This is a genomic window from Curtobacterium sp. VKM Ac-1393 (assembly GCF_015350995.1).
Classification (GTDB): domain Bacteria; phylum Actinomycetota; class Actinomycetes; order Actinomycetales; family Microbacteriaceae; genus Curtobacterium.
Map to the genome: position 1 here is coordinate 100460 of NZ_JADKRW010000007.1, position 22767 is coordinate 123226.

Annotated in this window: 19 protein-coding genes; 18 read left to right on the forward strand and 1 reads right to left on the reverse strand. The window is 71.6% G+C overall.

Annotation, left to right across the window (positions count from 1 at the left end; genetic code table 11):
- Nucleotides 1-70 precede the first annotated feature (70 nt).
- From ITJ59_RS15970 to mfd, 13 genes are all read left to right on the forward strand, one after another.
- A complete protein-coding gene (locus tag ITJ59_RS15970) occupies nucleotides 71-907 on the forward strand; it encodes a sugar phosphate isomerase/epimerase family protein (RefSeq protein WP_194652285.1) in 837 nt (278 codons plus the stop codon).
- The gene (locus tag ITJ59_RS15975) at nucleotides 904-2103 is read left to right on the forward strand and encodes a Gfo/Idh/MocA family oxidoreductase (protein WP_194652286.1); all 1200 of its coding nucleotides are present in this window, start codon (nucleotides 904-906) and stop codon (nucleotides 2101-2103) included. Before ITJ59_RS15970 ends, ITJ59_RS15975 begins: the two co-directional genes overlap by 4 nt.
- Complete coding sequence (locus tag ITJ59_RS15980; RefSeq protein ID WP_194652287.1) at nucleotides 2100-2987, forward strand: sugar phosphate isomerase/epimerase family protein; 888 nt, start codon at nucleotides 2100-2102, stop codon at nucleotides 2985-2987. Before ITJ59_RS15975 ends, ITJ59_RS15980 begins: the two co-directional genes overlap by 4 nt.
- The gene (locus ITJ59_RS15985; protein ID WP_194652288.1) at nucleotides 2984-4255 is read left to right on the forward strand and encodes a mannitol dehydrogenase family protein; all 1272 of its coding nucleotides are present in this window, start codon (nucleotides 2984-2986) and stop codon (nucleotides 4253-4255) included. The genes ITJ59_RS15980 and ITJ59_RS15985 overlap by 4 nt, the downstream gene beginning before the upstream one ends.
- Nucleotides 4252-5604 (forward strand): D-mannonate dehydratase ManD, encoded by a 1353-nt coding sequence (gene manD / locus ITJ59_RS15990; RefSeq protein WP_228511658.1) that lies wholly within the window; start codon nucleotides 4252-4254, stop codon nucleotides 5602-5604. The genes ITJ59_RS15985 and manD overlap by 4 nt, the downstream gene beginning before the upstream one ends.
- Before the next feature lie 35 nt (nucleotides 5605-5639).
- Entirely contained in the window at nucleotides 5640-6812 is a 1173-nt protein-coding gene (locus ITJ59_RS15995; RefSeq protein ID WP_194652289.1) for a glycosyltransferase, read from the forward strand.
- 25 nt (nucleotides 6813-6837) lie between these two features.
- The gene (locus ITJ59_RS16000) at nucleotides 6838-7749 is read left to right on the forward strand and encodes a hypothetical protein (protein WP_194652290.1); all 912 of its coding nucleotides are present in this window, start codon (nucleotides 6838-6840) and stop codon (nucleotides 7747-7749) included.
- Nucleotides 7750-7834: 85 nt separating this feature from the next.
- The gene (locus tag ITJ59_RS16005) at nucleotides 7835-9082 is read left to right on the forward strand and encodes a sensor histidine kinase (protein WP_194652291.1); all 1248 of its coding nucleotides are present in this window, start codon (nucleotides 7835-7837) and stop codon (nucleotides 9080-9082) included.
- Entirely contained in the window at nucleotides 9079-9735 is a 657-nt protein-coding gene (locus ITJ59_RS16010) for a response regulator (RefSeq protein WP_194652292.1), read from the forward strand. The genes ITJ59_RS16005 and ITJ59_RS16010 overlap by 4 nt, the downstream gene beginning before the upstream one ends.
- 8 nt (nucleotides 9736-9743) lie before the next feature.
- Nucleotides 9744-10718, forward strand: coding sequence for a hypothetical protein (locus tag ITJ59_RS16015; protein WP_194652293.1), 975 nt, complete (start codon nucleotides 9744-9746; stop codon nucleotides 10716-10718).
- Nucleotides 10719-11050: 332 nt separating this feature from the next.
- Nucleotides 11051-11680, forward strand: coding sequence for a 50S ribosomal protein L25/general stress protein Ctc (locus tag ITJ59_RS16020; protein WP_194652294.1), 630 nt, complete (start codon nucleotides 11051-11053; stop codon nucleotides 11678-11680).
- 30 nt (nucleotides 11681-11710) lie between these two features.
- Entirely contained in the window at nucleotides 11711-12295 is a 585-nt protein-coding gene (gene pth / locus ITJ59_RS16025) for an aminoacyl-tRNA hydrolase (RefSeq protein WP_194652295.1), read from the forward strand.
- An 80-nt stretch (nucleotides 12296-12375) separates the two neighbouring features.
- Entirely contained in the window at nucleotides 12376-15984 is a 3609-nt protein-coding gene (gene mfd / locus ITJ59_RS16030) for a transcription-repair coupling factor (protein WP_194652296.1), read from the forward strand.
- A 189-nt stretch (nucleotides 15985-16173) separates the two neighbouring features.
- Here the strand turns inward: mfd and nhaA are convergent, their stop codons facing one another.
- Complete coding sequence (gene nhaA, locus ITJ59_RS16035) at nucleotides 16174-17352, reverse strand: Na+/H+ antiporter NhaA (RefSeq protein WP_194652297.1); 1179 nt, start codon at nucleotides 17350-17352, stop codon at nucleotides 16174-16176.
- 90 nt (nucleotides 17353-17442) lie between these two features.
- Here nhaA and ITJ59_RS16040 point away from each other — a divergent pair, with 90 nt between their 5' ends.
- The 5 genes from ITJ59_RS16040 to ITJ59_RS16060 all read left to right on the forward strand — a co-directional run bounded on the left by ITJ59_RS16040 (nucleotide 17443) and on the right by ITJ59_RS16060 (nucleotide 22729).
- Nucleotides 17443-18162, forward strand: coding sequence for a MazG family protein (locus ITJ59_RS16040; RefSeq protein ID WP_194652298.1), 720 nt, complete (start codon nucleotides 17443-17445; stop codon nucleotides 18160-18162).
- A 261-nt stretch (nucleotides 18163-18423) separates the two neighbouring features.
- Nucleotides 18424-19668: a histidine--tRNA ligase gene (hisS, locus tag ITJ59_RS16045; RefSeq protein WP_194652299.1), complete on the forward strand. Its 1245-nt coding sequence runs from the start codon at nucleotides 18424-18426 to the stop codon at nucleotides 19666-19668.
- A 108-nt stretch (nucleotides 19669-19776) separates the two neighbouring features.
- The gene (eno, locus tag ITJ59_RS16050; protein ID WP_194652300.1) at nucleotides 19777-21060 is read left to right on the forward strand and encodes a phosphopyruvate hydratase; all 1284 of its coding nucleotides are present in this window, start codon (nucleotides 19777-19779) and stop codon (nucleotides 21058-21060) included.
- Nucleotides 21061-21576: 516 nt separating this feature from the next.
- Nucleotides 21577-22110, forward strand: coding sequence for an FtsB family cell division protein (locus ITJ59_RS16055; protein ID WP_194652301.1), 534 nt, complete (start codon nucleotides 21577-21579; stop codon nucleotides 22108-22110).
- A 70-nt stretch (nucleotides 22111-22180) separates the two neighbouring features.
- Nucleotides 22181-22729, forward strand: a complete 549-nt coding sequence (locus ITJ59_RS16060; RefSeq protein WP_111084823.1) for a DUF501 domain-containing protein — start codon at nucleotides 22181-22183, stop codon at nucleotides 22727-22729.
- The last annotated feature ends 38 nt before the right edge of the window (nucleotides 22730-22767 follow it).

Below are 22767 nucleotides of genomic sequence, written 5' to 3' on the forward strand. Positions count from 1 at the left end.
CCACAGATCTGACTGGAGGCCCGGTGCGCGTCCGCCCCGCCGGTCACCCTGGCCTCATGAAGGGAATGCAATGACCCAGCCCAGTTGGGAACTCTCCGGTTTCGGCGACGAGATCGACTCAGACCCCGTCGTCCAGGTCGCGGTCCTGCAGGCGCTCGGCGCGAGCGCCATCGAGGTCCGCAGCGCCTGGGGCGTGAACGTCGTCGACCTCGACGAAGACCAGCTCGCTGGCCTCCACCGCCTGCTCGAGGAGCGCGGGCAGACCGTGTCCGCCATCGCCTCGCCGATCGGCAAGGTCTCCGTCGACGAACCCGTCGAGCACGAGGTCGGGCGGCTCGGCCGCGCGATCGCCGCCGCCCACGCCCTCGGCACCACGAACATCCGGATCTTCTCGTTCTACTTCGCGGGCCGAGCGCCGGAGGACGTCCGCGATGACGTCCTCGTCCGGATGCGCGCCCTGGCCGACCTCGCCGAGCGCGAGGGCGTGACCCTGCTGCACGAGAACGAGAAGGACATCTACGGCGACGTCCCCTCGCGCGTGCTCGACATCGTCGAGAGCGTCGGGTCGCCGGCGCTCCGACTGGCCTGGGACAACGCGAACTACGTGCAGTGCGGCGTCAAGCCGTTCACCGACGGGTGGGCGCAGCTCGCGCCCCACGTCGACTACCTGCAGGTCAAGGACGCCCTGGCCGCCGACTCGTCGGTGGTCCCCGCGGGCGAGGGCGACGGCGAACTGCTGCAGACCCTCACCGCGCTGCGCGACGCCGGGTACTCCGGCTACGCCTCACTCGAGCCGCACCTCAGCGACGTCACCTCCCTCGGCGGGTTCTCCGGCCCCGCGGCCTTCGGTCGCGCCGGTCGTGCCCTCCGCACCCTCACCGACCAGATCGGAGTCACCCTGCGATGACCACCCCACTGAAATTGGCAGTCGTCGGCGCCGGCGTCATCGGACGACACCACGCCACGGTCGCCGTGCACCACCCGGACCTGCAGGTCGTCGCCCTCGTCGACGCGATCCCCGCCGCCGCCACGAGCGCCGCCGACGAGATCGAGGCGATGGGCGTCACCCGCCCCGTCACGACGTCCACCATCGAGGAGGCGATCGCGCAGACCGACATCGACGTCGTCGCGATCTGCTCGCCCTCCGGCATGCACGTGCAGCTCGCCGAGGCCGCCCTGGCCGCCGGCAAGCACGTCGTCATCGAGAAGCCGCTCGACACCACGATGCCCCGGGCCCGGCAGATCGCCGCGCTCGCCGCAGCGGCCCGCGACCGTGGACTCGTCACGAGCGTCATCAGCCAGCACCGCTTCGACCCGGCCTCGGCCGCCGTCGCCGCAGCCGCCCACGACGGCGGGTTCGGCACCGTGACCTCCGGCCTGGCGAGCGTCGCCTGGTACCGCTCGCAGGGCTACTACGACTCCGGCGACTGGCGCGGCACCTGGGCGCTCGACGGTGGTGGCGCGGTGATGAACCAGGGCGTGCACACCGTCGACCTGCTCGTCTGGGCACTCGGCCGTCCGGTCGAGATCTCGGCCCAGACCGGGCTGCTCGCGCACGACCGCATCGAGGTCGAGGACACCGCCGTCGCCACCGTCCGGTTCGCCGGCGGCGCGCTCGGCGTCATCCACTGCACGACCGCCGCGTACCCGGGCCTCTCCGCCCGCTACGCCGTGTACGGCACGCACGGGTCCGCGATCGTCGACGACGACCGCCTGGCCTACTTCCACATCGCACCCGACGCCGCCACGCTCGAGTCCGCGTCGACCACCTCGAACGCATCGGCGGTCGCGGGCGCGGTCGACCAGAAGGACGACGTCGTCCCGCCGGAGCACGTCGTCGGCGGCCCGGCCGAGCCCGACCACTTCGCCGCGGGGCACGGCCGGCAGTACACCGACATCGTGGCCGCGATCCGCGAGGGCCGTGAGCCCGGCGTGACCGTCGACGCGGCCCTCGTGTCACTCGCCACCGTCCGCGGGCTCTACGTCAGCGCGACGCTCGGGCAGCCCGTCCGGATCGACGACGTGATCGAGGGCAAGTACGACGACGTGGTGCCGGTCGTCGGCGCCCACGAGCTGTCCGACAACGAAGGAGCCACCCGATGAAGTTCTCCGTGTTCACCGCTTCCACCCCCGACTGGACCCCGTCGCAGGCCGCCACGACGCTGGCCGAGCAGGGCTGGGACGGCGTCGAGTGGCGCATCGTCGACGACCGCCCCGCGGACGGCGCCGTCGTGCCCGCCGGACGCTCGTTCTGGGCCGGCAACGACTCCACGTGGCAGTTCACCGGCATCCAGGACCAGGTCGGCGAGATCGCCCGGATCACCGACGCCGCCGGGCTCGAGTACTCCGGCATCGGTGGGTACCAGCAGGCGTCGGACCACGAGGGCGTCGAGACGATGCTCCGCGTCACGAGCGAGCTCGGCGCCCGCCAGGTCCGCGTCTCGATGCCGATGTACCGGCACGAGAAGGAACGCACCGGCGAGACGTACGCGCAGATCTTCGACCGCACCCGCGCCGACCTCGAGTGGGCGGTGGCCCGGGCGACCGAGCTCGGCGTCAAGGCCCTGGTCGAGCTGCACCACATGACGATCACCCCGTCGGCCTCGGCGGCGCTGCGGCTCGTCGACGGCCTCGACCCGGAGCACGTCGGGGTCATCCACGACCTCGGCAACCTGGTCATCGAGGGGCACGAGGACCACCTCGCCGCGTTCGAGCTCCTCGGCCCGTACCTCGCGCACGCCCACGTGAAGAACGCCCGCTGGGTCGACACCGGCGACACCCGTGCCGACGGCAGCACGATCTGGCAGCACGAGTGGGCACCGCTCCGCACCGGCCAGGCCTCGGTCTCCGAGTACCTCGACGCCCTCCGCCAGGTCGGCTACGACGGCTGGGTCACCATCGAGGACTTCTCCACCGACCTGCCCCTCGAGGCCCGCACCGCCGACAACCTCGCGTACCTGCGGTCCCTCGTCACGGTGGCGGCATGACTGGTCGCCGACCGCGCATCGTGCACCTCGGGGTGGGGGCGTTCGCGCGCGCCCATCTCGCCTGGTACACGCAGCACGCGTCGGGGGAACCCTGGGGCATCACTGCCTTCACGGGTCGCTCGCCCGACATGGCCGACGCCCTCGCCGCGCAGGACTGCCGGTACACGCTCGTCACCCGCGCCGCGACCGGCGACAGCGCCGAGGTGGTCGACACGATCGTGGCCGCCCACCCGGGCAGCGACGACACGGCCTGGAGGCACGTGGTCGCGTCCCCGGACACCACCATCGTCACGCTGACGGTCACCGAGCAGGGCTACCGGTCCGGTTCCGACGTCCCGGCCCGGTTGGTCGCGGGGCTCGACGCCCGGCGGACGGCCGGCGGCGGGCGCATCGCGCTGGTCAGCCTCGACAACCTGACGCACAACGGTGCGGTGCTGCGCGAGGCCGTGCTGGGCGCCACCAGCGACCCGGACCTGCGCGCGTGGATCGAGGCGAACGTCTCGTTCCCGTCGTCGATGGTGGACCGGATCACCCCAGCGACCACCGACGCCGACGTCGAGGGCCTCGCCGCCCTGCCGGGAGCGCTCGCCGACGACCGGGTCCCCGTCGTCACCGAGCCCTTCGCGGAGTGGGTGCTCGAGGAGGCCTTCGACGGGATCGACCGCCCCGCGTGGGAGACCGCCGGCGTGCGCATCGTCGACGACGTCACCCCGTACGAACAGCGGAAGCTCTGGCTGCTGAACGGCTCGCACTCGCTGCTCGCGTACCTCGGGCTCCAGCTCGGGCACGAGACCGTCGCCGCGGCCATGGAGGACCCGGTGTGCCGTGCCGCCGTCGAGCAGTTGTGGGACGAGGCCGCTCGCGAACTGCCGCTGCCGTCGGACGAGGTCGCCGCCGCCCGCGCCGCCCTGGTGGACCGGTTCCAGAACCCGCGCATCCGGCACACCCTGCGGCAGATCGCCTCCGGTGGATCGCAGAAGCTGCCCGTCCGGGTCGTCGACGTGCTCCGTCACCGAATCGCCCGCGACCCCGCCGCCGGCATCGGTCCCGGAGCCGCGACGGCGATCGCCGCGTGGTGGCTCCACGTCACGACGCAGCCGGACCTCGTGGACGACGACGGAGCCCCCGGGGCAGACTCGGACGTGCACGCCGTGCTGCACGTCATCGCCCCCGACCTCGACACCACCGACGTGGTCGACGCGATCACCGCGGCGGCCGACGACATCCGCACCGCCCGAACGAGCACCGACGAAGGAGTCCACGCATGACCGACACCACCACGAACCCCGCGGCCCCGGTGCCGGGCGCCGTCGACACGGGCGCGGCGACCGGGTCGACCTCCGGGCGTCCGGACACGTGGGCGTCAGCCGACCGCGGCCAGCTCATCGAGCGCGCCGAGGTGATCGTCACCAGCCCGAACCGGAACTTCGTCACGCTGAAGATCACGACCGCCGACGGCGTCACGGGCCTCGGTGACGCGACGTTGAACGGCCGCGAGCTCGGTGTCGCCGCGTACCTGTCCGAGCACGTCGTGCCGCTGCTGATCGGCCGTGACGCCAGCCGCATCGAGGACGCCTGGCAGTTCCTGTACCGCTCGTCGTACTGGCGCCGCGGCCCCGTCACGATGGCGGCGATCGCGTCCGTCGACATGGCGCTCTGGGACATCAAGGCCAAGGTCGCCGGCATGCCGCTCTACCAGCTGCTCGGCGGCGCCTCGCGCACCGGGCTGATGGCGTACGGGCACGCCTCGGGCAAGGAGCTGCCCGAGCTGTTCGACTCGATCCGTGAGCACCAGGAGGAGGGCTACCGCTCGATCCGCGTGCAGACCGGCGTCCCCGGCCTCGAGAGCATCTACGGCATCGCCTCGAACAAGACCACCGAGGGCAACGAGGGCGTCCGGTACGACTTCGAGCCGGCGCAGCGTGGGGCCTTCCCCGCCATGGAGGACTGGGACACCCGCGCCTACCTGCGCCACGTGCCCACCGTGTTCGAGGCCGTCCGGAACGAGTTCGGACCCGAACTGCCGCTCCTGCACGACGGCCACCACCGGATGACCCCGCTGCAGGCTGCGAAGCTCGGCAAGTCCCTCGAGCCGTACGACCTGTTCTGGCTCGAGGACTGCACCCCGGCCGAGAACCAAGAGGCACTGAAGCTCGTCCGGCAGCACACCACGACGCCGCTCGCGATCGGTGAGGTCTTCAACACGATCTGGGACTTCAAGGACATCATCCGCGACCAGCTCATCGACTACGTCCGCGGAGCGGTCACGCACATGGGTGGCATCTCCCCGCTCAAGAAGACGATGGACTACGCCGCGATGTACCAGGTCAAGTCCGGGTTCCACGGGCCGACCGACATCTCGCCGGTGGGTCTGGCCGCGCAGATGCACCTCGGGATGGCGATCCACAACTTCGGCATCCAGGAGTACATGCAGCACGGCCCGCAGACGAACCAGGTGTTCCGGCAGACGTTCACCTTCACCGACGGCTACCTGCACCCCGGTGACGAGCCCGGCCTCGGGGTCAGCCTCGACGTCGACGAGGCCGGCAAGTACCCCTACGAGCAGGCGTACCTGCCCTTCAACCGCCTGGCCGACGGCACCGTCCACGACTGGTGACCCCCTGAGTATGCCCAATGTGATATATTGAGTGGATGCCGAACCCGTTGCAACGTTTCGATGTCCTGCACGTGTCGAGCGCGCACCCGTGGACCGACGTCCGGATCCACCAGCGGCAGGCCGCCAGCGCGGCGGCGGCGGGGCTCCGCACCGGACTCATCGCGGTCGCCAACGCTGATCGCGGCGCGCACGGTGGCTGGAGTGCGGACCCAGCGACCGGCGTGTCCGTCCACTGCATCCCCAGGCGCCCGCGTCTCCGGCGGATGACGGTCTCGTCCGCGCAGGTGGTCCGTCTGGCGTTGCGCACTCCCGCCGACGTCGTGCAGATCCACGACCCTGAGCTGCTCTGGGCGGTGCCGGTGTTCCGCGCGCGGGGTCGGAAGGTCGTGTACGACGCGCACGAAGACCTACCGGACCAGGTGCGCGGCAAGGAGTACCTCCGTGGTGCACGCCGTGTGCTCGCGATCGCTGCCGCGCACCTCCTGGTCCGTGTCGCGGGGTGGAGCGACGCCGTCGTGGCGGCGACTCCCGCCGTCGCGAGCCGTTTCCCCGAGGACAAGACGACCGTGGTCCGCAATCTGCCGCGTGTCCGCGATGCCGATCTCGCCGCGTCGCTCGATCGACCGCCACGGGCTGTCTACCTCGGATCCCATTCGCGGGATCGCGGGCTCGAGGTGCTCTGCGACGTCGCTCGGACAGCGGAGCGGTCGTGGCAACTCGTCACGGCAGGGCCCGTCGAGCCTGGCGGCCATCGGCAGGCCTTCGACGACCTCGTGCGGGCAGAGCGGATCGATCACCGCGGAGTGTTGCCGCCGAGCGATGCCCGGGCGCTCCTCCTCGACTGCCGCATCGGGCTGCTCCCACTCCGTCCGACGCCTGCGTACAAGACGTCGATCCCCACGAAGCTCTTCGAGTACATGGCCGCGGGGCTCGCGGTCATCGCCACTGACATCCCGTTCTGGAGAGAGCTCCTCGACGGGATCGACTGCGTGACATGGGTCCCGGCTGACGATCCCGCCGCGATCACCTCGGCGATCGAGCGGTACGTGCGAGAACCGGAACGAGCGCGGGCACACGCGCAGGCCGGCCGAGCGGCGGTCATCGAACGACTCCGCTGGGAAGTCGATGAGTCCGCGCTCCTCGGGGTCTACCGTGCGTTGTTCGGCGCAATGCCCTTCGACGGATTCGGCCCCACTGAGCAGCCCTGATCGCGCCTCGGGCAAGCTGGAGGGCATGGAGTTCGCAGACGTCGCCAGGGAGCTGCTGCTCGTCGTGCCCGGAGACTTCGTCGCGGAGCGCACCACCCGGCAGCGAGCCGTGCGGAAGGACGACCGTGACCTCGCGTCGGCGATCGGAGGGCTCCGCAAGCCGGCGCCGGCGGCGTGGGTCGTCGACCTGCTCGCCCACGACGGTGCCCTGGACGACGCGGTCGACCTCGGTCCGGCGCTCCGAAAGGCCCAGGCCGAAGCCGACCCGGGCGAGATCCGGAAGCTGCGGCAGCAACGCGCCGAGGTGGTCGACGCGCTGGCGCAGGCGGGTGCCGACCTCGCCTCGGACGCGGGACACCCGGTGACGGCGGCGGTGCTGGCACAGGTGCGGGCGACGATCGAAGCTGCGATGGCCGATCCGCACGCGGGTGCCGCCGTGCGGTCTGGGCTGCTCGTGGCACCGCTGGAGAGCGTGGGGTTCGACGCGGTGGACCTGGACGGGGCGCTCGCCGATCCGGACGCGGTGCCCGACGCGTGGTCCGGCAGCGGTGCCCCACCCATCCCGATCTCCCAGGCGAGGGGCGCGCGGAAGGCGGGGCGTGCCTCCCGGTCGACCGAGACGGCACCACCGGACGGACCGGAGCCGGAGCACGCCCGCGAGCCGGAGCGCGACCTGGCGGCCGAGCGGAAGGCCGCGCGCCAGGCGGAGACCGCGGCGCGGAGCGAGTCGCGCGCCGCCGATGCGTCGCTCGACGCGGCCGAGGCGGACCTCGAGGCTGCCGGAGCACGCCGGGCCGACCTCCGGCGCGAACTCGAGCAGGCGTCCGCGACGATCGAGGAGCTCGAACGTGTTCGCGACGCCGCCGAGGCCGCGAGCGACGACGCGCGCGAGCTGCTCGCCGCCGCACAGGAGCACCGGCGCACCCTCGGTCGATGACCGGACGAGCACGCCCTCATCACCTCGGATGAAAACGAGCCGTTCGGCTCGCTCACCGCTCCGCACGGCTCGTACGCTCGGCCCCATGACCTCCTTCCTCCGCCGGTTCCGGCACCTGCTGGCCCCCGCCGTCGGCGCCGTGTACCTCGTGCTCTGGATCGTCGCCGAAGCCGGCCGGTCGGGGCTCGGCGCCCACATCGTCGTCGTCGCGGCGTTCGCCGTCGCCATCGGGCTCGCCGGCTGGATGCCCGCGACGGCGCTCGGCCTGGTCGTCGGCGTCCCGCTCCTGCAGGCGTTCCGACTGCTCGTCCGGCCGACCGACACGACCTGGCCCGAGTACCTGGCCATCGCGATCGTCGTCGGCGTCGTCGGTGCCGGGCGCTCCGACCTGCTGCGGTACCTCGCGCTGCCGGTGCTCGCCGTCGCGAGCGCGGCGGCCGCGTGGGCGATGGTGGTGCCGACCGTGGCCGACCAGGACGTGTGGAGCAGCTGGGTCGGGACCCACGGGGGGACGCGCGCCGACCTCGTCACGATCACCCTGGCGTTCGTCGGGGTGAGCGGCGTCGGCTGGGCGGTGGGCGTCGCGATCGGTGCCGCCTGGCGGATCGGCCTGGCCCGCGTCCGCGTCGTCGAGGCGCAGCGCCAGACCGAGACCACGACGGCCGAGCTCCGTGCCGAGCAGGACCGTGCCCGGATCGCCCGCGACGTGCACGACTCGTTGGCGCACTCGTTGGCCGTCGTGGTCTCGCAGGCCCAGGGAGCCGCGGCGATCGCCGTCCGGGACGAGCACGCCGCGCAGGCGCTGCAGGCCATCGCCGAGGTGAGCCGCTCGGCCCTCGGGGACGTCCGCACGCTGGTGGAACGGATCCAGGGGAGCGGGGACGGTGCACGGTACGGGCTGGCGGACGTCCCGACCCTGGTCGACGACATGCGGGAGCTCGGCATGGACGCGGCCCTCGAGGAGCACGGGACCATAGGCGAGGTCGCTCCGGGGAGCGGGGCCGCGGTGCACCGGATCGTGCAGGAGAGCCTGACGAACGTGCTCAAGCACCAGGGGCGTACGGCGACCGCCCGTGTCGCACTCGATTGGCGCGGACCCGGCCTCGGGATCGTGGTGACCTCGCGCGGCGCCGAGCCACTCGTCGCGCTCGACGGCTCCGGCTCGGGCGTGGACGGCATGCGGGAGCGGGCGCGGATCGCCGGTGGCTGGTTGCGCGCCGGTGCCGGTGACGCTGCGGACGAGTGGGTCGTGACGGCCTGGATCCCGACGGTCGAGCGGGCCTCGACGATCGAGGCGGACGGGACGCTCCAGGGCCTCGAGGTCGCACGGTGACCGCCGTCCGTGTCGCCGTCGTCGACGACCAGCGCCTGTTCGCGTCCGGCATGCAGATGCTCGTCGACGCGCAGGACGACATGACCTGCGTCGGGACCGCCGCCGACGGTGCCGGAGCACTCGAGCTCTGCGCCGCGGAACAGCCCGACGTCCTGCTGCTCGACCTCCGCATGCCCGTGATGAACGGCATCGAGACGCTCACCCGGCTCGCGGCGTCGACCGAGGACCGGCCGCGCGTGATCGCCCTGACGACGATCCGACGGGACGACGCCGTGCTCGCCGCCCTCCGTGCGGGAGCCGCCGCGTTCCTGACGAAGGACGCGCTGCCCGAGGTGGTCACGGCGACGATCCGGGACGTGCACGCCGGCCGTCCGGCACCGACCGAGGCCGAGGCACTCGACCTGCTCCGCGAGCAGGGCACCCCGGCCGTGACCGACCGACGCGACGAGGTCCTCGACGCGTTGACGGCGCGGGAACGCGAGGTGTTCCTGCTCGTCGCGAAGGGACTGAGCAACGCCGAGATCGCCGCGTCGGTGTTCGTCAGCGACGCGACCGTGAAGACCCACGTCCGCGCGGTCCTCACCAAGCTCGGACTCCGCAACCGGATCCAAGTCGTCATCACCGCACACGAACGCGGCCTCGTCCGCGCCTAGGGGGAACCTTGCACATCACGACCCGTGCCGCGAAGAGCGGCACCCTCGTCATCGTCGTCGCCGGGCTCGTCACGGCCGTCCTGCACGGGCTGCCCGAGCCGGCCGACATCGCCGTGGCACCGACCGTCGAGCAGAACAGCACCGCGTGGGCGATGCCCCTCGACGCGTACGTCGCCCCCGGATCGTCGAAGACCGCCTACGCCGAGGACCTCGTCACGCAGCCCTGCCTGCGGAAGGCCGGCATCGACGGCCCGCCGCCGTGGGCCACGGCCGCCGGCCTGCAGGCCGAGAGTGACGCGGACGACTCCGCGGCGCGCGCCAACCCGTCACCGGCCCTGGCGACCACGCGACCCCTGACGGCGGCGCTCGCCGAGACCCGCGGGTACCACGGTCCGTCCACCGCCGGCGCGAACGCCGAGGGCATGAAGGCATGGGCCTTCGACCCGGACCGCCAGGCCGGGTTCGCTGCGCTGCCGCAGGACGTGCTCAGCCGATGCTGGGCGGCCGCGCGGCAGCGACTCGGCACCGGGACGGGCGGGTCTGCGGACGCGGCGTCCGAGCTCGCCCAGCGCCTGACGTACCTGGCGGCCGTCGATGCGCGGCAGGACGAGTCGGTCGTCACCGCCGCCGCCGGGTGGCGCTCCTGCATGGCGCCGTCCGGGGTCACCGACCTGCCGACGGGTCCGGAGGGGATGCCGACGCCGTCGATGCGGGTCTCCGGGCGCGACGGTGACGAGGTCGTACCGTTCCTGCCCACCGTCGGGAAGGCCGAGGTCGCCGTCGCGGAGCGCGACGCCGCCTGCCAGGACTCCTCGGGCTACCGGAAGGCCCTGTACGGCGCGGAGTGGGACCGGCTCCTGCACGTCACCGTGACCGACGCGGCGGTCCTCCGGAAGGGGTCGACCCGGTGGGCGCAGGTGGACGCGCGCGTGGACCGCGCAATCACCCGGCTCGCGCCGGAGGCGCCCGCCGACGCCGACTGAGGCGCGGCGCGCGGGGAGCGGTCATGGGGGGAGCGCCCCGCGCCCGGCGGGTGGATGAGGCGGACGGGAGGCGCGGTGCCAGCGGGTGCCGCGCCTCCCGTCCGCCTCGACGTGCGTCGCGAGCGTCACCTGCTGTGTGCGACACGCCCGGCGGGTGCTGGTAGAGTCGGTGATTGACTTCGGCGAGGGCCGCGACAGCGGCCGTGATCGACGCGGTGGGAGACCCGGCCCAGCAGGGAACGTTCCTCACGCGTGCACGCGTTCGAGTTGCAACACCACAGACCCCCACGATGCCGGACCGCCGGTGTCGACCCCCGAGACCAGGAGGCACCATGGCCGACTACACGAAGCTCGCAGCGGACGTCCGCACCAAGTTCGGCAAGGGTGCAGCGCGCAAGCTCCGCGCCGCCGACAAAATCCCCGCAGTGGTCTACGGCCACGGCACCGAGCCGAAGCACATCTCGCTGCCCGGTCACGAGACCATGCTGCTCGTCCGTACCGCCAACGCGGTCGTCGACCTCGACATCGAGGGTTCGGCACAGCTCGCCCTCGTCAAGGACGTCCAGCGTGACCCGGTGCGCCAGATCATCGAGCACATCGACCTCGTCGTCCTCCGCCGTGGCGAGAAGGTCACCGTCGACGTCCCCGTCGTCATCGAGGGCGAGTCCTTCTCCGGCACGATCCACGTGCAGGACCTGAACACCGTCTCGCTGCTCGTCCTCGCGACGGACATCCCCGAGCACGTCTCGGTCAACGTCGAGGGCCTCGAGGACGGCGTGCAGATCCACGCCGCCCAGCTCGAGCTCCCCGAGGGCGCCGAGCTCGAGACCGACGCCGAGGCGCTGGTCGTCGCGATCGTCACCCCGCGTGGCACCGCTGACGACGACGCTGCGGACGAGGCCTCGGCCGAGGCCGGCGCCGAAGCCGGTGCCGAGGGCGGCTCCGAGCCCGTCTCCGAGTAACACCCCTTTCGAAGGCATCTGGTCGACGCTGTGGCGGATCGAACACTGGTCGTGGTCGGACTCGGGAACCCCGGGCCCGACTACGCCGGCAACCGCCACAACGTCGGCCAGATGGTCCTCGACGAACTCGCCGCCCGCATGGGTGCACGGTTCAAGAAGCACAAGACGCCGAACCAGGTCGCCGAGGGGCGCCTGGTGCCCGGCGGCCCACGACTCGTCCTGGCGAAGCCGGGGTCGTTCATGAACACCTCGGGCGGCCCCGTCTCGTCGGTCCTCGGGTTCTACAGCGTCACCGCTGCCGACCTCGTCGTCGTGCACGACGAGCTCGACCTGCCGTTCGACACCGTCCGCCTCAAGGGCAGCGGGGGTCACGGCGGGCACAACGGGCTGCGCGACATCATCAAGGCCACCGGCACGAACGAGTTCACGCGCGTACGGGTCGGCATCGGCCGTCCCCCCGGGCGTCAGGACCCCGCCGACTACGTGCTGCGTGACTTCTCCGCAGCCGAGAAGAAGTCGCTGCCGATCCTGCTGGCCGACGCCGCGGACGCGGTCGAGGCGATCGCCGAGCTCGGTCTCGTCGCCGCGCAGCAGCGCGTGCACGCGCCGTCCTGACCGTCCTGGCGGACCCCGGCCGTGTTCGCCCGTCGCGCACCACGCGGGCGGTGTCGGTCGTGGCCGGTACCATCTCCTGAGTGACGATCTCGGGCATCATCCCTGCGCTCTCGCGCGCCTCCGCGTTCGATCGTGTGCTCCGCGCCGCGCCTCGTGACGCCGACTTCTCGGTCGTCGACGGCCTGCGGGTCCCGCTGCTCGGAGCGCTGATCGCCGAGCGCAACGGGCCCCAGTGCGTGCTCGTGATCACCGCGACGGGGCGCGAGGCCGAAGCCGTCCGCGACGCCCTCGGCAGCTACGTCCCCGACGCCGACGTCCTCGAGTTCCCGGCGTGGGAGACCCTGCCGCACGAGCGCCTCAGCCCCAGCGCGCAGACCGTCGGCACCCGCATCGCGACCCTGCGCCGGCTCGCGTCGTGGTCCGCTGCCGATGTGGCCGACCGCCGCACCACCATCGTCGTGGCGAGCGTCCGGGCCGCGCTGCAGCCGATCGCGGCGAACCTGACGTCGCTCGCGCCCGTGCTGCTCCGCACCGACTCGCGCGGCAACGACCTCGCCGCGATCGCCGCGAAGCTCGTCGACATGGCGTACGCCCGCGTCGACCTGGTCACCCGCCGCGGAGAGTTCGCGGTGCGCGGCGGCATCCTCGACGTCTTCCCACCGACGGCCGACCACCCCGTCCGCGTCGACTTCTTCGGCGACGAGATCGAGGCGATCAAGGCGTTCTCGGTCGCCGACCAGCGCACGACCGAGGACGACCTCGGCTCGGTCGAGCTCACCGCCTCGCGCGAGCTCCTGCTGAGCGACGACGTCCGGCAGCGGGCACGCGAGATGCTCCACGAGTTCCCGAACCTGTCCCAGATGCTCGCGAAGATCGCCGAGGGGATCCCGGTGGAGGGCATGGAGTCGCTCGCCCCCGCGCTCGTGCAGGACCTCGTCCCGATGACCTCGTACCTGCCCGAGGACGCCACCATCGCGGTGTTCTCGCCCGAGCGGGTGAACGGTCGTGCCAACAGCCTGGCCGAGACGAACACCGAGTTCCTGCAGGCTGCCTGGAGTGCGGCGGTGGCCGGAGCCCAAGCCCCGATCGACCTCGACGCCGGCAACTTCCTGACGGTCCAGCAGCTCAAGAACACCCGTGGGCAGCGCACGTGGTGGACGGTGTCGCCGTTCGATTCCGGCCTCGACGAGGGCGACGGCGCCCGTGTCCTCACCGACGCCGAGGCGGCGAACGAGGCCGGCGAGTACATCCGCGTCCGCGCCGAGGCCGTGCCGAGCTTCGCGGGCAGCGCCGACGGTGCGATCGCGCACGTCAAGGCGCTCACCGATGACGGGTGGGCGGTCGTGGTGACCGCCCAGGGCCAGGGCCTGGTCGAACGGGCGGTGCAGGTCCTCGCCGACGCCGGGGTCGCAGCCCGTGCCGAAGCCCTGCCAGCGCCTCCCGAACCGGGTGTCGCCATCGTCACGACCGCCACCGTCGAGCACGGCTTCGCCATCCCGGATCCGCGCATCGTGGTGCTCAGCGAAGCGGAGTTCTACGGCCGCAGCGTCCAGCAGGGCGCGCGCACCGTCAAGAAGCTGGCGAGCCGTCGCAAGAACGTCGTCGACCCGCTGCAGCTCAAGCCGGGCGACGTCGTCGTCCACGCGACGCACGGCATCGGCAAGTTCGTGGAACTGGTGAGCCGCGAGGTCAGCTCCGGCGGCCGCAACGCGGTGAAGACGCAGCGCGAGTACCTCGTGCTCGAGTACGCGCCGTCCAAGCGGAACTACCCCGGTGACAAGCTCTTCGTGCCGACCGACCAGCTCGACCAGCTCTCGCGGTACGTCGGTGGCGAGTCCCCGACCCTGTCGAAGATGGGCGGCTCGGACTGGTCCGCCGCCAAGTCGAAGGCCCGCAAGGCCGTCCGCGACATCGCCGTCGACCTGGTGAAGCTGTACTCGGCGCGGATGGCGTCGAAGGGGCACGCGTTCGGCCCGGACACCCCGTGGCAGCGCGAGCTGGAAGAGGCGTTCCCGTTCGCCGAGACCGCCGACCAGCTCACCACCATCGACGAGATCAAACGCGACATGGAGCGGCCCATCCCGATGGACCGCCTGTTGTCCGGCGACGTCGGCTACGGCAAGACCGAGGTCGCGATCCGTGCGGCGTTCAAGGCCGTGCAGGACGGCAAGCAGGTCGTGATGCTCGTGCCGACGACGCTGCTGGTCCGCCAGCACATGGAGACGTTCCAGGAGCGCTTCGCCGGGTTCCCCGTGCACCTGCGCGCCCTGAGCCGGTTCCAGTCCGAGAAGGAGTCGAAGGAGACCATCGCCGGGCTCGCCGACGGCACCGTCGACATCGTCATCGCGACGCACCGGATCCTGTCGCAGGGCATCACCTTCAAGGACGTCGGGCTCGTCATCATCGACGAGGAGCAGCGGTTCGGTGTCGAGCACAAGGACCAGCTGAAGAAGTTCAAGACGAACGTCGACGTCCTGGCGATGTCGGCGACACCGATCCCGCGGTCGCTCGAGATGGCGGTCACGGGCATCCGCGAGATGTCGACCCTGGCCACCCCGCCCGAGGACCGCCACCCCATCCTGACGTTCGTCGGGCCGCAGTCCGATCTGCAGGTCGCCGCCGCGATCCGCCGCGAGCTCCTGCGCGAGGGCCAGGTGTTCTACGTGCACAACCGCGTGCGGGACATCCAGGGTGTCGCCGCGCACCTGGCCGAGATCGTGCCGGACGCCCGCATCGCCGTGGCGCACGGGCAGATGTCGGAGAGCACCCTCGAGCAGGTCATGGTCGACTTCTGGGAACGCCGGTTCGACGTCCTGGTGTCGACGACGATCATCGAGACCGGCCTGGACATCGCGAACGCGAACACGCTCATCATCGACAAGGCCGACAAGTACGGGCTGTCGCAGCTGCACCAGCTGCGTGGCCGTGTCGGACGCGGGCGGGAGCGCGGGTACGCGTACTTCCTGTACGACTCCGAGAAGCCCCTGTCCGAGACCGCACAGGACCGCCTCGAGACCATCGCGGCGAACAACGAGCTCGGCGCGGGCATGCAGGTCGCCATGAAGGACCTCGAGATCCGCGGCGCCGGCAACCTGCTCGGTGGCGAGCAGTCCGGGCACATCGCGGGCGTCGGGTTCGACCTGTACCTCCGGATGATCGGCGAGGCCGTGTCGCAGTTCCGGGGTGACGTGGCCGAGGGGCAGACCGAGCTCCGGCTCGAGATCCCCGTCGACGCCCACATCCCCGAGGACTACGTCGAGTCCGAGCGGCTCCGGCTCGAGGCGTACCAGAAGCTGTCGGCGGCCTCGGCCCCGACGGCGCAGCAGGACGCCATCGACATGGTGCTCGACGAGCTCACCGACCGCTACGGGCAGCCGCCGCAGGCCGTGCAGACGCTGGTCGAGGTCTCCCGCCTGCGTCGGATGGCGCAGCAGGTCGGCCTGTCCGACGTCGTGGTCATGGGCTCGAACCTGCGCGTGGCGGGCAAGGAGCTCGCCGACTCGTCGCAGGTGCGGCTCAAGCGGATGTTCCCGGGCGCGAAGTGGTTCCCGCAGCAGAACGCGGCGAGCATCCCGATGCCGCGCCCGAACGACCAGGCGCTGCCGGACGACGCACTGATCCGGTGGGTGGAGAGCATCCTCACCGCCGTGTACGGCGCGACGACGCCGGCGGAGGCGCCGGCCGCGTAGACGGCGGTGGTCGCGAGCGGCGACGGACGGGAGGCACGGTGCGGGCTGGCACCGTGCCTCCCGTCCGTCATCGGCCGCGTGCACGGGCACGGTGCGTCGGGTGCTGACCCCATACGACGTCCTCGCTGTCGTACGACGTCGACTTTGTCGTTTCGGGTCGTCAGTGGTGCGCGCGCGGCCCGCGAGCCGCTACTCGGTCGCCTCGGCCTCGGACAGCTCGCGCCGTGCGCGGTACGACCGGGCCCGCAGCGTGACCACGACGGCGGACGCGACGATGGCGATGCCCGAGCCGACGAGGACGGCGAGCACGCCCTCGTCGAGGATCTCCTCGTTGCGCGCGAACGCGAGCTCGTTCATGAGCAGTGACACCGTGAAGCCGATCCCGCCGAGCACCCCGACGGTGATGATCGAGAAGAACGACAGCGACGAGCGGCCCGGCGAGCGGAACATCCGTGTGGCGACGACGCCGAACAGCGTGATCCCGATGACCTTGCCGACCGGCAGCGCGATGACGACCGCCCAGAACGTGGGGGAGAGCTCGCTGATGCCGACGGCGGGGATGACCACGGCCGCCGAGGCGAACGCGAACACCGGCAGGACGATCGCGTTCGACCACGGCTCGACGTTCTCGTGCAGGGTGTGGCCCGGACGGCGGGGGAGCACGAGCCCCAGCGCGACGCCGGCGATCGTGGCGTGCACGCCGGAGTGGTAGACGAGCCACCAGGTCAGGAGCCCGACGACGACCATCGCCACGATGACGAGCGTCTGCCCCGTGCGCCCCGGACGCAGCATCCGGCCGAGCAGCCAGAACGCCGCCAGCGCGACGACGGCACCGGCGAGGGCCAGGAAGTCGGTGTCGTGCGCGAACACGACGGCGATGATGATGATCGCGATGAGGTCGTCGAGCACGGCCAAGGCGAGCAGGAACACCCGGATGCCGGACGGCAGCCCGCGACCGAACATCGCGAGGACACCGAGCGCGAAGGCGATGTCGGTCGCCGTCGGGATCGGCCAGCCGTGCGTGTACGGCGTGCCCGCGGTGACGAGCAGGAAGACGCCCGCGGGGACGAGCACGCCGCCGACCGCCGCGATGGCCGGCACCACGGCGGTCTTCGGGTTCGACAGCTCGCCGTCGACGAGTTCCTGCTTCAGCTCGATCGCGACGAGCAGGAAGAAGACCGCGAGCAGCCCGTCGCTGATCCAGTGTGCGATCGACAGGTCGAGGCCGACGGCGCCGAGCGGCAGGTGGGCGTCGAGCAGGCGTTCGAGGCCGGGGCCGACCGGGGAGTTCGCCACCACCAGGCCGAGCACGGCGGCGGTGAGGAGCGCGATGGCGCTGAAGCGGGGGGAGCGGACGAGGGACGACATGGATCTCCGTCTCGAGGGGTCGGGTGAGTGTCCGTCGACCAGACTTCCCGACACGCCACCGCCAGTGTACGTGAGTGGGACGATGACCCGATGACCGCCGTACCCGACCTCGTGACCGTCGTCGACCGCCTGCTCGCCGAGGACGGCGGATGCGTCTGGAACCGGGCGCAGTCCCACGCCACCCTCGCCCGGTACGCCGTCGAGGAGTCCTACGAGCTCGTCGACGCCATCGACGACGGCGACCCGGCCGACGTCCGCGAAGAACTCGGCGACGTGCTCTACCAGGTCGTCCTGCACGCCGGGATCGCCGAGCGGGCGGGGGAGTTCACGCTCGAGGACGTCGCAGCCGGGGTCCGCGACAAGATGATCCGTCGGCACCCGCACGTCTTCGGCGACGAGACCGCCGACACCGTCGACGAGGTCGTCCGGGTTTGGCGTGCGGCGAAGGCGGCGGAGAAGTCGGCCAGGACGAGCGCCCTCGACGGTGTCCCGCGCGCGATGCCGCCCCTGGAACGGGCCGTCAAACTGCTGGAACGCCTCGACGAGCGCGGTGCGGCCGACACTGCGGTCGCGTCCGTGGTGGCGGCCGACCGGGAGGCCCGTGGTGCGTCGTCCGCGCCCGCTGCGGTCGACGGCGCGGGTGGCGTCGACGGCGCGGGTGCGGTCGACGGCGCGGGAGCGGTGGACGCCGCGTGGGGGATCGCCTTGCTCGAAGAGGTCGCGGGAGCCGTGCACGACGGCATCGACCCGGTCGCGAGTCTGCGTGCCGCGGTGGCCGCGCTCGAGGAGGCCGGCCGCGCTGCGGAGTGATCGCGTGCGTGCAGCTCAGGACGAGAGAAGGGCGCCCTCCTAACCCGAAAAAGGAGGGCGCCCGTGAGCGGGTGGCCGCACCCCCAGGGAGAGGTGCGGACGCAGAACCCGCTCGAGCCGCGGGGCACACTGCAGCACGGTGCCCACGCGATCGGTTCGGAGAGTGGATCAGGCACGCTCCGAACCGAGGTACTGCATCCAGTATGCCAGTGCAACGCATGCCGCGCAACCCGAACACCTGCGTCTGTCAGAATCGACCACATGGCAACGACCGTGACGGCACCCCGTGGCATGCGTGACTTCCTCCCGGCGGACAAGGCCCGGCGCGAGCACGTGCTCGGTGTCGTCCGCGACGTCTACTCCCGGCACGGGTTCGACGAGATCGAGACCCCGGTGGTCGAGGATGCCGCGCGGCTCCACTCCGGCCTCGGTGGCGACAACGAGAAGCTCGCGTTCGCGGTCATGAAGCGTGGGCTCGGTGCCGAGGACCTGCAGGCCGCCCAGGCGCCGCTCGACCTCGCCGACCTCGGGCTCCGGTTCGACCTGACCGTGCCGCTGGCCCGGTTCTACGCCTCGCACCGCGCGGAGCTGCCCTCGGTGTTCCGATCGGTGCAGATCGCGCCGGTCTGGCGTGCCGAGCGTCCGCAGAAGGGGCGCTACCGCCAGTTCGTGCAGTGCGACATCGACATCCTCGGCGAGCCCGGGCAGCTCGCCGAGATCGAGCTCATCCGCGCCACGACCGCGGCCCTGGACGCCCTCGGGGTGACCGGCACGACGATCCGCATCAACGACCGGCGCATCCTGCTGGCCCTGCTGGGGTCGTGGGGGATCACCGACCCGACGACGGCCGACCGCGCGCTGATCACGATCGACAAGCTCGACAAGATCGGCCCGGACGGCGTCGCGGCCGAACTCCGCACCACCGTCGGACAGGAACTGCCCGGGCTCGAGGACACCATCCGCGCACTCGAGGCCGCTGACTGGACCTCGGCAGCGGGCTCGGCGTGGCTCGACGCCGAGGCGTTCGCCGACCTGCTGCGCCTGCGCGAAGCCCTGCCGGGCGTCGACCTGCGCTTCGACCCGACACTCGTGCGCGGCATGGGGTACTACACGGGCACGATCTTCGAGGTCGCGCACCCCGACTTCGGCTACAGCCTGGGCGGCGGCGGCCGGTACGACGGCATGATCGGCCGGTTCCTCGGGCAGGACGTCCCCGCGGTGGGCTTCTCGCTCGGCTTCGAACGGCTCGTCGACCTCGTGACACTCCCGGAGTCCGCCGAGTCCGACGCCGTGGTGCTCGTCTACGACAAGGACGTCGACCCGGTCCGTCTCGCGGCGCTGAAGACCGAGGCGCTCGGCTCCCACCGTCGGGTGCGGCTCGAACGGCGAACCAAGAACACGAAGAACCTGCTCGCCGGGCTCGCGGCGCAGGGGTTCTCGGCCTTCGCGACCGTCGGCGCCGACACGACGTCGCTCGAGGGTGTGGAGTTCCGCCCGCTCGACTGAGTCGTCGACGGAGTCGTCCACACCCGGCGTCACGGTCGACGTCGTGTTCACCTCGGCTCGCTAGGATCGGACCCGCAAACACCACAACCAATGTGTAGGGAGTACCCCGTGGCCCTGATCGATGCCGTAGGCGCACGCGAAGTCCTCGATTCCCGAGGCAACCCGACGGTCGAGGTCGAGGTCCTCCTCGACGACGGCGTCGTGTCCCGCGCGCTCGTCCCCTCCGGTGCCTCCACCGGTGCGTTCGAGGCGTACGAACTCCGCGACGGCGATGCCTCGCGCTACGGCGGCAAGGGCGTGCTCAAGGCCGTCGACGCCGTCCTCGACGAGATCGGCCCGGCGCTCGAGGGCTTCGACGCCACCGACCAGCGCCTCGTCGACGCCGCGCTCATCGAGCTCGACGGAACCGAGAACAAGTCCCGCCTGGGCGCGAACGCGATCCTCGGTGCCTCGCTCGCCGTGGCCCGTGCAGCGGCCGATTCGGTCGACCTGCCGCTCTTCCGCTACCTCGGCGGCCCGAACGCGCACACGCTGCCCGTCCCGCTCATGAACGTCGTCAACGGCGGTGCCCACGCGGACACCAACGTCGACATCCAGGAGTTCTTCCTCGTGCCGTACGGCGCCGAGTCGTTCTCCGAGGCACTCCGCTGGGGCGTCGAGACCTACCACGCCCTCAAGGGCGAGCTGAAGAAGCAGGGCCTGGCGACCGGCCTCGGTGACGAGGGCGGCTTCGCGCCGGAGCTCGCGTCGAACCGTGCGGCGCTCGACTTCCTGCTGACCGCGATCGAGAAGGCCGGTTACACCCCGGGCAAGGACATCGCCGTCGGCCTCGACGTGGCGTCGACCGAGTTCTTCCACGACGGCAAGTACTCGTTCGAGGGCAAGCAGCTCTCGAGCCAGGAGTTCACCGCGTACTTCGCCGACCTCGTCGCGAACTACCCGCTCGTCACCATCGAGGACCCGCTGGCCGAGGACGACTGGCAGGGCTGGTCGCACCTGACCGCCGAGCTCGGCGACAAGGTCCAGATCGTCGGCGACGACCTGTTCGTCACCAACCCGAAGCGTCTGCAGCGGGGCATCGACGAGAAGGCCGCGAACTCCATCCTGGTGAAGGTCAACCAGATCGGCACGCTCACCGAGACGCTCGACGCGGTCTCGCTCGCACACCGTCACGGCCTGACCTCGATCCTGTCGCACCGCTCCGGTGAGACCGAGGACACCACGATCGCGGACATCGCGGTCGCGGTCGACGGTGGCCAGATCAAGACCGGCGCCCCGGCTCGCTCGGACCGCGTCGCGAAGTACAACCAGCTGCTCCGCATCGAGGAAGAGCTCGGCGACGCCGCGGTGTACGCCGGTCGCTCGGCCTTCCCGCGCGCTGCTGCTCTGTAACCAGCACCTCCGAGGTACCGAGACGCCGTCCTCCTCCGGGAGGGCGGCGTCTCGTCGTGTGCGCACCGCGATCGCGTCCCTCCGTGCCCCTCCGTGCCGGGGTCAGGACCCGCCGCGCGCGCTGCGTCGAGTGGTCACGAGTCGTCGGCTGGCCCGGGTCTGGCCGACAGGACGTGACCGCCGGACGCACGCCGGGCGGTGTGTCGTGACCACTCCGTGTGCAGGCCGGACGGTGCGGACTTGCACAGCGCCTCCCGGTCGAGCGACACCCCGCGGAACCGGAAGCCGTCGTGTGACGCCGTCGTGTCCGCCTGACGCCGCGAAGTCGTCGAGACGCCGCCGAATTCGGGGGGCGTGTCGACGAGACGCCGGCGTCTTCGTGGTGGCACGCAACCTCGAAGACGCCGGCGTCTTCGTGGTGGCACGCGACCACGCGCCGGGCGCGAGACGCTGAGAGGGCGCCGAACGGCCGCGTGCCGGGCGCACGCACCGCGCGACCCGGGTTATCGTCGGGACGTGCCCAGCCAGAAGCCCCGCGTCCGCCGCGTCCCCGTGGCGATGCCCGACGGCAGCACCGCCGAGCAGCCCTGGTACCGCTCGATCCACTTCTCCGGCTTCAGCCTGCTCATGCTCGCGATCATCGTGCTCTTCGTCGTGGTGCTCGCCCCGTCGCTCCGCACGCTCATCCAGCAGCAGGAGCAGATCGCCCAGCAGCAGCGCGAGGTCGCGAGCCAGAAGGCCGACGTCACGCAGAAGAAGAAGGACGTCGCACGCTGGGACGACCCCGCGTACATCGAGGCGCAGGCGCGCGACCGGCTGCTCTACGTGTACCCGGGCGAGGAGAGCTACCTCGTGATGGGCGCCGAGGACCGGGCGACCGAGTCCACGCCGACGACGGACTCCGGCACCCCGGTCAGCGCGAAGGTGCAGACGCCCAAGGTCGACTGGGTGCAGGCGATGCTGTCGTCGGTGCTGCAGTCCGGGCTCACCGACGAGACCGCTGCCGACCTGGTGGCACCGGACGTCTCCGGCACCGGCGAGAGCAAGTAGTCCCGAGCCCCGGCACCCGTCCGGCACGACGGTGCGAGGGATGCCGGGTCTCCGGTAGGCTCACGTTCCCGTGACGACCCCTCCCTTCGACCCGCCCTCCGACCGCGACGTCCAGGTCGTGTCGGCGCAGCTCGGCCGACCGGCGCGCGACGTCATCGGGATCGCGGCACGGTGCGTCTGTGGCAACCCCACGGTCGTCTCCACGAAGCCCCGGCTGTCGAACGGCACCCCGTTCCCGACGTTCTACTACCTGTGCCACCCCGCGGCCACCGCTGCGGTCAGCACCCTCGAGGCCAACCAGGTGATGCCGGAGCTGGCAGCACTGCTCGAGGACGACACCACCGCGGCCGCGTACCTCGCGGCCCACGAGTCCTACCTGGCCGATCGCGAGTCGATCGAGCACGTCGACGAGATCGTCGGCATCAGCGCCGGTGGCATGCCCACCCGTGTGAAGTGCCTGCACGCCCTCGTCGGTCACGCCCTCGCCGCCGGACCCGGCGTCAACCCCATCGGCGACCTCGCGCTCGAGCGCGCGGACTGGTCGCCCTCCCGGTGTGAGTGCCGGGCGTATGATGACGGTGCAGACGCTGGAGTCGGGGCGGGTGGCGGCGAAGTCTGACTCGACTCCGAAACCCCCATCCAAGGAGATCATCCCCC